Below are 13,360 nucleotides of genomic sequence, written 5' to 3'. Positions count from 1 at the left end.
ATTATAGAGGGTCTTTTACCATCAGCTTTAAGTAATATTTTCGATACGCTGCTGAGTCCATGCTGGCCAGAGCTTTTCCAGTGTTTGTTCAAATTTTGCATTTTCGGTTCGCCATTGTGGATTTTTGTCCTTATCAATAATCAGCGCACGAACCCCTTCAATAAAATCGCCCTGCTCTAACCAGACATCCTGCAAGTCCCGTTCTAGCTGCATACATTTTTCTAGCGACAAATTCTGTCCGGCTTGCTGTAACTTCAGGCTGGTCTGTTTTGCCATCACCGGACGCTGCTGCAAGATCGTCAACATTTTCTTCGCCCAGTCCTGATCTGTGAGATCGATGGCATGTGCCAGACTCTGTTCAATCTCATCCAGGTTTGAATAGCCAAAATGCTGATTAATCAGATCTGCACGTTTTTGCAGCTCACTTTCCACCGGATGCGTAATATAACCACTGATGATTTTCTGGATTTCAATCGGATTTAATACAGGCGCTGCAGTCAATGCTGCTTCTAGTTCAGTAAAACGTTCACTCGGCACATGATAATCGACCAGATCCAGATACAGCGCATCACTGCTACTGATCTGCTCCCCGGTCAATGCCATATAGACACCAACTTCATCCAGTCGGGACAGAAAATGGGTCGCTCCAACATCCGGGAAAAATCCAATCGCAGTTTCTGGCATGGCAAAACGTGATTTTTCACTGGCGACTTTGATATGACAGGCTTGAGCGAGGCCAAAGCCTCCGCCCAGTACATAGCCATCCATCATCACGATCACGGCCTTTGGAAAATTACGCAAGGTGCTCAGCATCTTATATTCAGTGGCAAAAAAATCCTGATAGTGGGTATTGCCGGCCTGATAGCTGTCATACAGATAGCGGATATCTCCTCCAGCACAAAACGCCTTGGGACTGTTGGAATTGATCAGGATGGCTTGTACTTCTGGATCATGGCACCATTGATCGAGTTGCGCCTGAATACCCTGAATCATCGGGAGGGTTAAGGCATTTAAATGGCTGGTGCGGTCCAGGCTGATAATGCCCAGACCCCCTGCGACCCGAATCGCTAAATTATTTTCATCACTCATTTTATTTTCCTATTTTTGTTTTATTGATGGGTAAATTTGGCTGGGCGTTTTTCTACAAAGGCCTGCATGCCTTCTTTTTGATCGGAACCGGCAAAAATCGAATGGAAAACCCGGCGTTCAAAGCGCAGGCCTTCAGCCAGGCTCACTTCAAAGGCCCGATTAATTGATTCTTTAATCATCATCACGGCAGTAAGCGACTTTTCAGCAATTTTCTCGGCAGCTTGCAGGGTTTGTTCCAGCAATTCTTCCTTGGCAAAAACCCGAGCGACCAAACCACTTTGTTCCGCTTCCTGCGCCCCCATCTGCCGTGCAGTCAGGCACATTTCCATGGCTTTGGCCTTACCAATCGCCAAGGTTAAACGCTGGGTCCCGCCAATGCCGGGCAACACGCCTAAGGTAACTTCAGGCAAACCAAATTTTGCATTATCAGCGCAGTAAATAAAGTCGCACATCAATGCCAGCTCGCAACCACCACCCAAGGCATAGCCGCTCACTGCGGCAATTAAAGGTTTACGACGCTGCGCAATTCGATCGGCCAGACTAAAAAAATCGTCCAGATAAATTTGCGGAAAATTCAGATCTGCCATTTCTTTAATATCGGCACCAGCGGCAAAGGCTTTTTCCGAACCGGCAATCATAATACAGCCAATTGCCGGATCTTTTTCCAGCTGATCCAGTGCCTGATTCACTTCAACAATCAGCTGGTTATTCAGTGCATTTAAAGCTTGCGGACGATTTAAAGTAATCAGCCCGACACCATTACGTTGTTCTAATAAAATTGTTTGCCACTGCATGAAATAAGTCCTTTTAAAATTAGAGGCTGCGTGCAATCACCAGGCGCTGAATATCGCTGGTGCCTTCATAAATCTGACAAATCCGCGCATCACGATAAATGCGTTCGATTGGAAAATCTTTCAGATAACCGTAGCCGCCAAAAATCTGTAGCGCTTTGGAACAGACACGTTCTGCCATTTCTGAAGCAAATAACTTGGCCATGGAGGCTTCAGTTAAACAAGCTTCACCGGCTTCTTTTTTGCGTGCTGCAAAATGCACCAGTTGCCGTGCCGCTTCAATTTCAGTCGCCATACTGGCCAGCCTGAAGGAAATTGCCTGCTGTTCAAAAATCGGTTTGCCAAAGGCCACGCGGTCATGCGCATAGGCCGTTGCTTCTTCTAAAGCGGCACGTGCCAGGCCTACCGCCTGTGCCGCAATGCCGATCCGACCACCTTCCAGATTGGCCAAGGCAATTTTTAAACCTTCACCTTCGGCACCGAGTCTTAAACTTTCATGAATGCGGACATCGGTTAAGGCAATCTGACAGGTATCCGAAGCATGCAGACCAAGTTTTTCTTCGACCCGAATGACTTCATAGCCAGGTGTGTCTCGCGGCACTAAGAATGCACTCATACCTTTTTTCCCCGCAGCTGGATCAGTCACGGCAAAGACAATAATCATCCCGGCATTGTGGCCAGAAGTAATGAACTGTTTCGCGCCATTCAGAATGTAATGATCGCCGTCCTTGACCGCACGGGTTTTAATGGCAGCAGCATCCGAGCCAGTGTGCGGTTCAGTCAGGGCAAAGGCACCAATCATTTCACCTTGGGCCAAAGGCTTTAAAAATTGCTGCTTTTGCTGCTCTGTCCCGAATTTGAGAATTGGCACACAACCCACCGAGTTATGTACGCTCATAATCGCAGATGTTGCACCATCGGCCGCAGCGACTTCTTCTAAGGCCAGAACATAAGCCAGCGTGCCTGTGCCCGAGCCGCCCCATTCTTCCGGAATCAGCATGCCGAGAAAACCTAACTCGCCCATTTGGGCCAAGGCCTGTTTAGGAAAGATGCCTTTTTGATCCCACTCGCCGGCAAAGGGTTTAATCTGTTCTTGGGCGAAGCTTTTAGCCATATCCTGAATCAGGTGTTGCTCTTCCGTTAATTGCATGGATTCTTCCTTCAATCTCTTTATTTAATCTTCTTATTCAATCTGTTGGCTTTAGCTGTTATGCGGTCTTGGCTTGCTGCTTGTTGATTTCCTGATTGCGCAGTAAAAAGCGTTGAATTTTACCGCTTGGGGTTTTCGGCAATTCAGTCACAAATTCAATCAGGCGTGGATAGGCATGCGCAGATAACCGCTTTTTCACAAATTGACCCAGCTCTTCTTCCAGATGGGCCGAAGCTGCAAAATTATTCGCCAGAATTACAAAGGCTTTAATCACTTCAGTACGCTCGGGATCAGGCACACCAATGACTGCTGCTTCAATCACGGCATCATGTTCCAGCAAGGCACTTTCCACATCAAATGGGCCGACCCGATAACCTGACGTTGTAATGACATCATCACTACGCCCAACAAAGCTCATACTGCCATCGGCATGAATTTCTGCGGTATCCCCAGTTAAGTAATACTGTCCGACAAATGGAGATTTACGGCTTTCTTCATAGCCAGAGAACCACATCATTGGGGACTGGCTGATATCCACTGCCAAGATGCCCGGGACGTCAGCTGCTAATTCATGCCCCTGTTCATCGACAACGGCAATCCGGTAACCCGGGCTGGCAAAGCCTGCCGAACCTGAACGGACCGGATGTTCCAAGGCATGATGATTACACACCACCATCCCGACTTCGGTCTGGCCATAATGGTCATAAATCGGCACATCCAGTACCTCTTTAAACCAGCGGATCACTTCCGGATTTAACGGTTCTCCCGCACTGCTGACAACACGTAACTTACCGCGTAGTTTTGCCATTTGAGCAGGATCGGCCGCCATCATCATGCGGTAAGCGGTTGGTGCACCGGCCAGATTGGTAATGCCATATTCCTTAACAATTTCGCAGACACTTTCGGCATTAAAACCGCCTTCATAAAACAAGGTCGAGTGTCCAAGCATTAAGGGACCAGTAATCGCGTAATACAATCCGTAGGCCCAGCCGGGATCGGCAATATTCCAGAATGCATCTTCAGGAGTCAGACCAATGGCATTTTGCATATAGCTTGCAAAAGCAATCAGCGCTTTCAACGGGACTTTAAGTGGTTTCGCCGGTCCAGTGGTGCCCGAGGTAAACATCAATAAAAATGGATCATCAACATTCAGGATCTCCAGCTCACAAGCTTCAGCCTGACGGTTTAATACCGTCCAGAAGCTAAGATCGTACGGATAACGTTCCGCTTCGCTTTCGGCATGTACGGTGACGATCGTGGGACAATCGGCAAGATCGGATAATTTCTCTCGATTCGCCAGGTCTGTGATCACCAGCTTGCTTTGCGCCAGCTGAATGCGATGTTCAATAGCTTTGGGCCCAAAGGCCGTAAATAAGGGTTGATAGACAGCACCAATCCGCCAGGTCGCTAAAATGGTAATGATCAGCTCTGGGGTACGTGGTAATAGTCCGGAAACACGATCACCTTTACCAATGCCTTGAGACTTTAGAAAGTTGGCAAACTGGCTGGAATATTTTTTGAGCTCGGCAAAGCTATATTGTTCTTTACGGCCATCTTTACCATGCCAGTACAAGGCAATGGCATCGGAATTGGCATGACGGTCACAGCATTCATAACAGGCATTTACTGCCTGCATTGAACCGGAGAGATACTGGCTTGCAACCGTGTTTAAATCAAAGTCTTGAACCGTTGTTTGATAATCTAACATGTTAAACCTCAGCCTGAATTTATCGTTATTACTGACAAGGTGTAATTATTGAAGCGAATCCTTGCTCCATCTAATCTTTTAAGTTTTAAGCAGGTGGCGTGGTGTATTGATGCATGATGCTGGAGAAGTCCAGATGGGCATCACCTTCCTGACACAGTTGTTGATAGAGTTTCTGTACCATGCTGCCGAGTACCACCGGCTGATCCACCTGTTGCGCGGCATCGACAGCCAGCCCCAAATCTTTGAGCATCAGTTGTGCGGCAAAACCGTCGGTATAACCCCGCGATGACGGCGCATTGACACAAATATCGGGCCACGGATTATAAATTTCAGAACTCCAGCAACGTCCGGTGGAACTGTTAATCACGCCAGCCAAGGCCTGTGGATCAATGCCCAGTTTGGCACCGAGTGCCATCCCTTCTGCAACCGCAGTCATGGAAATCCCCAGAATCAGGTTATTACAGATTTTTGCCACCTGTCCTGTTCCCACCGCACCACAATGCACCAGATTTTTACCCATACAGCCGAGAACAGGTTTAACGGCCTCAAAGGTGGCATCATCTGCGCCGACCATAAAGGTTAAAGTGCCATCTTTGGCACCTAAAGTACCGCCGGATACCGGTGCATCACAGACGCGAATCTGCTTGGCCTGAGCTGCTGCAGCAACCTCCTGAATGGTTTGCGGGTCAATGGTACTGCTGTCGATACATAAGCTGCCCGCTTGAAGCACCTCCAGAATACCGTGTTCACCCAAATAGACTTCACGCACATGCTTGGCTGCAGGCAACATGCTGACCACGATCTCCGCCTGCTTCGCGGCAGCTTGTGGACTGTCGCAGACCACACCGCCAGCTTCTGCAAAATGCTGTAAAGCCACTGCACTTAAGTCATAACCAAAAACCTGATGACCGGACTTGAGCAAGTTTTGCGCCATGGAGCCGCCCATGTTGCCTAAACCGATAAATGCAATCTTCATGCTGATGCTCCTTAACGCAGACTGATTGTGGTATTGACACCAGTGGTTTCCTGGTCATCTTCAAACCAGCGGCTGGTAATGGTTTTGGTCTGGGTATAGAACTGCACCGCCTGTTTGCCATAAGGACCGAGATCACCCAGTTTTGAACCGCGTGAACCGGTAAAACTGAAGAAAGGCACAGGTACGGGAATTGGAATGTTAATGCCCACCTGACCGATATCAATCTGGTTCTGGAAGGTACGTGCCGTATTGCCATTTTGGGTAAACAGTCCAACGCCATTACCAAACGGATTGGCATTAATCAGTGCAATCGCCTGTTCCAAAGTATCGACATGCATGATCGCCAGTACCGGACCAAATACTTCTTCTTTATAAATGCGCATATCGGTCGTGACCTGATTAAAAATCGTTGGTCCGACAAAATTACCCTGTTCATAGCCTGGAACCTGCACATCACGGCCATCGAGTAGCAGTTCGGCACCCTGTTCAACACCACTGTTAATTAAATCGATGACACGCGATTTGGCACGGGTTGAAATCACTGGTCCAACATCGGTATTCGGTTCATGCCCGGCATTTACCTTTAAGGTTTTGGTTTTATTGACCAGTTCATCGACCCAGTGCTTGGTCTCACCGACCATTACCGCCACGGAAAGTGCCATACAACGTTGACCTGCTGCGCCAAAAGCTGCACCGACCAAGGCATTTAAGGTCTGTTCTTTATTCGCATCTGGCATCACCACCACATGGTTTTTGGCGCCCATCATCGACTGCACACGCTTGCCGTGTTGGCCTGCAAGGTTATAGACATGCGTGCCGACTGCAGTCGAACCGACAAAAGAAATCGCCTTGATATCGCGATGGGTACACAGTAGATCGACCACTTCTTTGCCGCCATGTACCACATTCAGTACGCCTGCCGGCACACCTGCCTGAATCGCTAACTCAACCAGCATCATGGTCGATAGTGGATCCTGTTCAGAAGGCTTTAAGACAAAAGTATTGCCGCAGACAATCGCCATCGGGAACATCCACAGTGGAATCATCGCCGGAAAGTTAAACGGGGTAATTCCTGCACAGACACCCAAGGGTTGCTGCAAAGTATAGGTATCGACACCGCGTGCCACACCTTCAATATACTCGCCCATTTGTAGGGAACCGATCGAACAGGCATGCTCCACCACTTCTAAACCACGCTGGATATCACCTTCGGCATCGGCCAGGGTTTTGCCCTGTTCCGCCGTTAAGACTCGGGCGATACTTTTTAGGTTTGTACGAATCAGATCCTGCAGTTTCAGCATGATTCGCATACGTGCCTGGATCGGGGTCTGGCGCCAGCTGGCAAATGCATTTTGTGCAGCAGCAATGGCGGCATTAACTTCTTCTGCGGTAGCAAAAGGCACTTGGCCCAAGATTTCCTGAGTGGCAGGATTAACAATATCTTGCCAATGGCTGGTTCTTGATTCGACAAATTCACCATTAATGAGGAGTTTTGCGGTGGTGAATCCGGTACTTTGCTGTGGATGAGAAATGGCGTTCATGGTCGCTCCGTGCTGGTTTGTTATTGTCGTTGTATCTGCCTTTACTGGCTTTTATTTAACGTATAATTTTTACGCTGTTTCAGCAGACTAACAAAGAACACTTTGACCACCAATAGAAATTGGTGCACGATGGTTGTGCAAATATGCACAGGAATTTAACAGGATGTTAAATAAAAAATGAAAGTAGATTGGGATCATTTACGCTTTTTTTTAGTTTTGGCGCGTGCTAAAACACTCACCAACGCAGCACGCTTAATCGGGGTTGAACATAGCACCGTAGCGCGGCGGATTCAGGCCCTGGAAAGTACTTTAGGTACGCAACTGTTTAAGCGCGAAGCCACTGGTTATGAACTAACCTCGGAAGGTCTGGCACTGGTGCCGCGTGTGGAACAGATGGAACAGTCCTTTATCCAGATTGACAAGCGCCATGATCCCTTGCAAGGTCGGGTCCGGATTGGTGCGCCAGAAGGTTTTGGCACGGCATTTTTAGCTCGTCTTTTGGCAGAATTTTCCCAGCATTATCCTTTGCTGACCATTGACCTGATTCCGGTACCGAAAGCGATCAAACTTTCACATCGAGAAGCCGATATTGTGATCGCGATTGACCGGCCCAAATCTGGTCCGTATATCATTACTCGTTTGTCTAATTACTGTTTAAAGCTATATGGCAGCCAGCATTATTTACAGCAAAATCCGGAAATTAAAAAACTGGAAGACCTCCAGCAGCACCGTTTTGTCGACTATATTGATGATCTGGTCTATAGCACTGCACTGTATTCGCTGGAGCGTCTTCCCTTGCAAGTCAGTGCCTGTTTTCGCAGTAACAGTATTCTGGCGCAGGAGATTGCGGTTCGTGCAGGGGCCGGGCTGGCTATTTTACCGAAATTCCTGGTCAATGATAAAAGCGAACTCAAAGAGGTTTTGGGCGATCAGGTCAGTTTTACCCATACTTTCTGGATGCTGACGCTAGTCGATCTGCAACATGAACCAAAAATAAAACTGGTCTGGGATTTCCTGCGCAAGCAGGCTGATCTTCAGCAAGATCTGTTAATGGGCAGATGAATATTAAATACAACTGTGCTGTATATAGAGTCCCTCTTTAAGTTAAATCAACTGAATTAACAACGTATCGATACAGCAAATGAACGTATCACAACACTGCTGACCTCTGTGACTTGTTAAATTAACAGTCGATTATTCACGATGTTTAAACCAGAGACAGGAAAATAATATGAAAATCTTGATGGTACTGACTTCACATGACCAGCTGGGTGATACTGGCAAAAAAACCGGCTTCTGGCTGGAAGAACTGGCTGCACCCTATTACACCTTTGTTGATGCAGGCGCAGAGGTAGTTTTGGCATCTCCTGCAGGTGGTCAGCCACCGCTAGATCCGAAAAGTAATGAGCCGGATGCGCAAACCGAAACCACCAAACGCTTTGAAGCAGATGAAGTGGCCATGCAGGCTCTTGCCAATACACATAAACTGAGTGAAGTTCTCAATCAGGATTTTGATGCCGTGTTCTATCCAGGTGGTCATGGACCACTATGGGATCTGGCCAAAGATCAGAATTCCATTTCTTTAATTGAGCAAACCTTGCAGGCAGATAAACCTGTTGCGCTGGTCTGTCATGCTCCGGGTGTCCTGCGTGATGTGAAAGATGCCGAAGGTCATTCGATTGTAGAAGGCAAGACAGTCACCGGTTTTACTAATACCGAAGAAAACGGCGTAGGCCTAACCGATATTGTGCCATTTTTAGTGGAAGACATGCTGAAAGAAAAAGGCGGGAAATATTCCAAAGCTGAGGATTGGCAGGTGCATGTACAGCAAGATGGTTTACTGATTACCGGGCAAAATCCGGCCTCTTCTGCTGCAACCGCAGAAGCTTTATTAAAATTATTAAAATAGAAGTTAATCTAAAATTCGTATTAATCTTTTAGATCACTTCTTTTTAAATAAGAAAACCCTGAATGATGCAAGATTATTCAGGGTTTAATTTATCTATTTATTCCCAGATTTAGTTCGCTTCAGCCGCTGTGGAGGCAATATGCTGAGCCAGTAACTCTCTGAGTTTAAATTTCTGGATTTTCCCTGATGGGGTCATCGGAATTTCATCCCAGATCTCCAAACGTTCCGGAAGATATTGCATGGCCAGATTATGAGTTTTCAGGAACTCTACCAGCTCATTAAAACTCAACGGCTTTGTCTGATCTTTCAGCTTGATGATTGCACAGGCACGCTCGCCCATTCGGTCATCTGCATAAGCCACTAAAGCCACTGTTGCAATATTCGGATGCTTATAAAGTAGTGATTCAATTTCCGCAACTGGAATATTTTCTCCGCCACGGATAATGACATCCTTTTTACGTCCACAAATCCGGATATAGCCCTGCTCGTCCTGATAGGCAATATCGCCAGTATCAAACCAGCCTTCAGTATCTGTATCATTTAAATGTGGACGTTTTAAATAACCACCAAAATTTGAACAGGTGCGGATCATCAAACGCCCGGATTCATTCATGGCTTTGGTCTGACCTTTTTTATCCACGATCTTGATTTCAACACCTGGCAAAGCGATGCCATCAGTATTGAAGAGCGCTCATCTTCATCTTCAGGTCGGGTCAGTGTCACCGCACCACATTCGGTCATACCCCAAGCGGATATGACTTTAACACCCAGAATTTCCCGGGCTTTTTGTACCAATGGTCCCGGAATTGGCGCACCAGCACACAGGAAGATTTTCAGTGAATCAACCTTGTCATGCTGTTCCGCCACGGTATTGGACAAATCATTCAAAAATGGGGTCGAGGCCATGGTGAAATTCACCTGATGCTGATGAATTAGATCCACTGCTTTGGCTACATCCCAGCTTGGAAACATGGGACAACTTGCAAGCTGATTTCTTTGATTTTTATGGCCAGGCCTTAAATAAGCTGGCCTTTGATGATGTGGTTACCCTGATTCATCTGCTCAATAAAGTAAATGATGGTTTAAAAAATATTCATCTGCGTAAAGAAACGGATCAGGAATAAACAAATAGAAATACAGCTTTAATTGACAACTATAAAAAAAGAGCCTGAATTCAGGCTCTTTTTTTTGAAGTTGAAATTATGCCTTTTGTGGATCGTATTGGCGGTCTTTGATGAAAATCCCGGACACTGCCCCACATAAGAAATAAGCACCGCCCATAATCAGGAAGCCTAGACCAATTGAACCACCGCTTGCTGCCGCACCAATAATCGCGGGTGCAAACATGGCACCGATACGACCTGCGTTATAAGCACCGCCTACCGCAGTTCCACGAATCGAAGTGGCAAAGCTTTCTGTCATATAAGTGGCATTAATCGCATATGGAATACCGTACAGAAATCCAAAGAAAATAAGTAGATAGGCAATGTTATCCGGCGTATTGAATAGCACAATCACTGGCAGGAAAATCGCCGTTCCAATTGCACCAAAAGAAAAGACAGCACGTCTGCCCAAACGGTCTGCAGCAAAGCCCGCCAGAATTTTTCCGAAAATCATCGCCACATAAGTACCAATCATATAGCCTGCCATGGATTTAAAATTCATGTGCAATTCAGATTCCAGATATGCCGGCATCCAGTTGTTTACGCCATAGTAGCCAAATTGCAGAAAACCGGCCGTAAAGATCCACAAAATAAACATTCTGCGATTCGCAGGATCCACGAAAATCTCTTTGACTGTGCTTTTTTTGGCGGGTTGCTGTGCTGTGATTTCAGCTGGGGCATATAGACGCTGCAAACGTGCACGCTGCCAGGATTCTGGCTCAGGAACCAGTTTCTGGATAAAAATCGCCATAACCGAGGGAGTAATGGCAATAAAAAACAGGGTTCGCCAGCCATATTCTGGAATGATCCAGCCTGCCAGTACAGTGGCCACAATATAACCGACGGTCCATCCTGCCTGTAAGGTACCTAAAACCGTGGTGCGATATTCAGTTGGAACATATTCAGCCATGAGCGTATTGGCTGCAATATATAAAGAGCCTATGCCAAAGGCAGAAAGGAAGCGTAAAACAGCGAACTGTTCAAAGTTTTGTGCAAAGCCTAAGGCTGCGGTCAATATAGAAAATACCAGAATCGAAATGACCACGGTACGTACACGACCTAGACGGTCACAGGCCCAGCCACCTATAAAGCCACCAATCGCCATACCTGCTAAGGTAAAACTGCCTAGTGTACCGGCCTGCAGATTACTGAGACCAAACTCTGCTTTCAGACTATTTAAACTGAAAGACAGCAGCAACATGTCCGCGCCATCTACCAGTAAAGCCAGAAAGGCGAAAATAAAAGCAATTTGCTGGGTTCGTTTGGTCGTAGGTTTAATCTTTTCTAATTCTCTCGCTAAATCCGTCATATTAAAATCTCTGTTTTCCTATCCTTAGGTTTTCATGATCTTTTTATATTTAAAGCTATTCCACTAATGAATATGCTTTAAAGCTAATCCGTTTTTAATTCACTTGATTGACTCCTTTTTAATCCTGTCTGGGAGATCGCTTTTTCCTTTTTATCAGTTACCTCTTGTTCTTCGTTCATGCTTATATTTGCATCAGGCTAAAGAAAATAAGATGAATATTCAATTATTTTAGATGTTTTATTTTGTTATGCGAAATTTATTATCATAAAGTTGATTGTTCTTTCATTTTCAGATAGCTTTAAAAAGAGGGATAAGAACGATATGTCATTTGAATAGGATCGAACAGGGAGCGTAATAATGGGTGCCTTAACAGGATTTCGTGTACTGGATTTAAGCCGGATTTTGGCTGGGCCCTGGTGTAGCCAGATTCTGGCTGATCTGGGTGCAGAAGTGATCAAGATTGAAAAACCGGATCATGGGGATGATACCCGTATCTGGGGACCACCCTGGCTTAAAAACAATCAGCAACAAGATACCCATGAATCGGCTTATTACCTGTCAGCCAACCGTGGCAAGCACTCGGTTGCAATCGATTTATCTACACCTGAAGGTCAACGTATTATCAAAAAACTTGCTGAACAAAGCGATGTAGTCATTGAAAACTATAAAGCCGGTTCGTTGAAACGATATGGGCTGGATTATGAAAGTCTGAGTCAGCTAAATCCGCGACTGGTATATTGTTCTATTACCGGTTTTGGCCAGAACGGTCCGCGTGCGCAAGAGCCGGGCTATGATTTTATCGTTCAGGGAATGGGCGGCATGATGAGTGTCACTGGCGAACGTGACGATCTGCCCGGTGGTGGCCCGCAAAAAGCAGGTCTGGCCTTTGCCGATTTGACCACCGGCTTATATGCCGCAATTGCCATTCAGGCGGCTTTGTTGTCCCGTGAGAAAACCAGTGAAGGTCAGTATATTGATATGGCGCTGTTAGATACCCAAGTTGCTTCCCTCTCTGTTCTGGCCATGAATTATCTCACCTCAGGCAAAGTACCCGGTCGCTTCGGAAATGCGCATGCCAATATTGTGCCCTATCAGGTGTTTAAAGCCCAGGAAGGTGAATTTATTATTGCCTGTGGTAACGATCTGCAATTTCAAGCTTTGTGTCAGGCCGTTGGTTTGACTAAGGTGGCAGAAGATCCTCGCTTCCTGAAAAATTCTGGACGTGTTACACATCGTGAAGAACTGACCACAGTTCTACAGGCTCATTTCTATACTCGACCGGCAAAAACCTGGGTGGATCTGATTCATGCGGTTAAAGTACCAGTAGGAATGATCAATGACCTGAAACAGACTTTGCAAGAAGAACAGGTATTGGCACGCGATATGGTGATTCAGATGCCGCATACCTTACGTGAAGATTACACCTCAATCGGTTCACCGATTAAACTCTCCAAGACACCGGTAGAATATAAAAAGGCCCCACCTTGTCTGGGTGAAGATACCGATGCCATTTTGAGTCAATATTTAAGTTCTGCTGAAATAGAAGAACTAAAAAGCAAAAAAATCATCCAGCAGCTATAATCCTGCAAGCAGTAAAAAAGGAATCTTTCGATTCCTTTTTTACTTTAAAGACCCCAATCTCAACTTTTTAAGTGATTGAAATAAAAAGGACATAACCCTATTTTAGTTTCCACCAAGAAATTAAAGCAAAGTTATGTCCATTG

The 13,360-nt window shown here is 46.2% G+C and carries 10 protein-coding genes and 2 pseudogenes; 4 read left to right on the top strand and 8 right to left on the bottom strand.

The features are described from left to right. Positions 1 to 27: 27 nt before the first annotated feature. The 6 genes from ACIG3F_RS10730 to ACIG3F_RS10705 all read right to left on the bottom strand — a co-directional run bounded on the left by ACIG3F_RS10730 (position 28) and on the right by ACIG3F_RS10705 (position 7,255). A complete protein-coding gene (locus ACIG3F_RS10730) occupies positions 28 to 1,089 on the bottom strand; it encodes an enoyl-CoA hydratase/isomerase family protein (RefSeq protein WP_396470029.1) in 1,062 nt (353 codons plus the stop codon). A gap of 20 nt (positions 1,090 to 1,109) precedes the next feature. After that, positions 1,110 to 1,883, bottom strand: coding sequence for an enoyl-CoA hydratase (locus tag ACIG3F_RS10725; protein ID WP_396470028.1), 774 nt, complete (start codon positions 1,881 to 1,883; stop codon positions 1,110 to 1,112). 19 nt (positions 1,884 to 1,902) lie between these two features. Beyond that, positions 1,903 to 3,030 (bottom strand): acyl-CoA dehydrogenase family protein, encoded by a 1,128-nt coding sequence (locus ACIG3F_RS10720; protein ID WP_396470027.1) that lies wholly within the window; start codon positions 3,028 to 3,030, stop codon positions 1,903 to 1,905. Positions 3,031 to 3,088: 58 nt separating this feature from the next. Then, positions 3,089 to 4,738, bottom strand: a complete 1,650-nt coding sequence (locus ACIG3F_RS10715; RefSeq protein WP_396470026.1) for an AMP-binding protein — start codon at positions 4,736 to 4,738, stop codon at positions 3,089 to 3,091. A gap of 85 nt (positions 4,739 to 4,823) precedes the next feature. Continuing rightward, positions 4,824 to 5,714, bottom strand: a complete 891-nt coding sequence (mmsB, locus tag ACIG3F_RS10710) for a 3-hydroxyisobutyrate dehydrogenase (protein ID WP_312327228.1) — start codon at positions 5,712 to 5,714, stop codon at positions 4,824 to 4,826. Positions 5,715 to 5,725: 11 nt separating this feature from the next. After that, on the bottom strand, positions 5,726 to 7,255 hold the full coding sequence (locus ACIG3F_RS10705) for a CoA-acylating methylmalonate-semialdehyde dehydrogenase (RefSeq protein WP_253174699.1): 1,530 nt from the start codon (positions 7,253 to 7,255) through the stop codon (positions 5,726 to 5,728). Between the two features lie 177 nt (positions 7,256 to 7,432). Between ACIG3F_RS10705 and ACIG3F_RS10700 the strand changes: the two genes are divergently transcribed. Continuing rightward, positions 7,433 to 8,317, top strand: coding sequence for a LysR family transcriptional regulator (locus ACIG3F_RS10700; RefSeq protein WP_004646944.1), 885 nt, complete (start codon positions 7,433 to 7,435; stop codon positions 8,315 to 8,317). A 169-nt stretch (positions 8,318 to 8,486) separates the two neighbouring features. Beyond that, positions 8,487 to 9,164 (top strand): type 1 glutamine amidotransferase domain-containing protein, encoded by a 678-nt coding sequence (locus ACIG3F_RS10695; RefSeq protein WP_004280291.1) that lies wholly within the window; start codon positions 8,487 to 8,489, stop codon positions 9,162 to 9,164. 109 nt (positions 9,165 to 9,273) lie between these two features. Here ACIG3F_RS10695 and ACIG3F_RS10690 read toward each other — a convergent pair. Then, a pseudogene (locus tag ACIG3F_RS10690) lies at positions 9,274 to 10,124 on the bottom strand (AMP-binding protein); the annotation flags it as partial. A gap of 2 nt (positions 10,125 to 10,126) precedes the next feature. Here ACIG3F_RS10690 and ACIG3F_RS10685 point away from each other — a divergent pair. Then, positions 10,127 to 10,288: pseudogene (locus tag ACIG3F_RS10685) on the top strand (MarR family transcriptional regulator); the annotation flags it as partial. A 76-nt stretch (positions 10,289 to 10,364) separates the two neighbouring features. Here the strand turns inward: ACIG3F_RS10685 and ACIG3F_RS10680 are convergent. Continuing rightward, entirely contained in the window at positions 10,365 to 11,636 is a 1,272-nt protein-coding gene (locus ACIG3F_RS10680; protein WP_396470024.1) for an MFS transporter, read from the bottom strand. A gap of 357 nt (positions 11,637 to 11,993) precedes the next feature. On the opposite strand from ACIG3F_RS10680, the gene ACIG3F_RS10675 reads away from it, so the two are divergent. Continuing rightward, on the top strand, positions 11,994 to 13,217 hold the full coding sequence (locus ACIG3F_RS10675) for a CaiB/BaiF CoA transferase family protein (protein ID WP_396470023.1): 1,224 nt from the start codon (positions 11,994 to 11,996) through the stop codon (positions 13,215 to 13,217). Positions 13,218 to 13,360: the final 143 nt, after the last annotated feature.

Origin of the sequence: Acinetobacter sp. NPDC052428 (assembly GCF_044547685.1) — a bacterium.
Classification (GTDB): domain Bacteria; phylum Pseudomonadota; class Gammaproteobacteria; order Pseudomonadales; family Moraxellaceae; genus Acinetobacter; species Acinetobacter lwoffii_G.
The sequence above is the reverse complement of the archived record's forward strand: the minus strand, read 5'-3'. Positions and strand labels throughout refer to the sequence as shown.

Bases quoted from the DNA above. Each gene is read 5' to 3' on its own strand.
- ACIG3F_RS10700 (WP_004646944.1), top strand. From the start codon at position 7,433: ATGAAAGTAGATTGGGATCATTTACGCTTTTTTTTAGTTTTGGCGCGT.
- ACIG3F_RS10675 (WP_396470023.1), top strand. From the start codon at position 11,994: ATGGGTGCCTTAACAGGATTTCGTGTACTGGATTTAAGCCGGATTTTG.
- ACIG3F_RS10730 (WP_396470029.1), bottom strand. From the start codon at position 1,089: ATGAGTGATGAAAATAATTTAGCGATTCGGGTCGCAGGGGGTCTGGGC.
- ACIG3F_RS10680 (WP_396470024.1), bottom strand. From the start codon at position 11,636: ATGACGGATTTAGCGAGAGAATTAGAAAAGATTAAACCTACGACCAAA.
- ACIG3F_RS10720 (WP_396470027.1), bottom strand. From the start codon at position 3,030: ATGCAATTAACGGAAGAGCAACACCTGATTCAGGATATGGCTAAAAGC.
- ACIG3F_RS10695 (WP_004280291.1), top strand. From the start codon at position 8,487: ATGAAAATCTTGATGGTACTGACTTCACATGACCAGCTGGGTGATACT.
- mmsB (WP_312327228.1), bottom strand. From the start codon at position 5,714: ATGAAGATTGCATTTATCGGTTTAGGCAACATGGGCGGCTCCATGGCG.
- ACIG3F_RS10725 (WP_396470028.1), bottom strand. From the start codon at position 1,883: ATGCAGTGGCAAACAATTTTATTAGAACAACGTAATGGTGTCGGGCTG.
- ACIG3F_RS10715 (WP_396470026.1), bottom strand. From the start codon at position 4,738: ATGTTAGATTATCAAACAACGGTTCAAGACTTTGATTTAAACACGGTT.
- ACIG3F_RS10705 (WP_253174699.1), bottom strand. From the start codon at position 7,255: ATGAACGCCATTTCTCATCCACAGCAAAGTACCGGATTCACCACCGCA.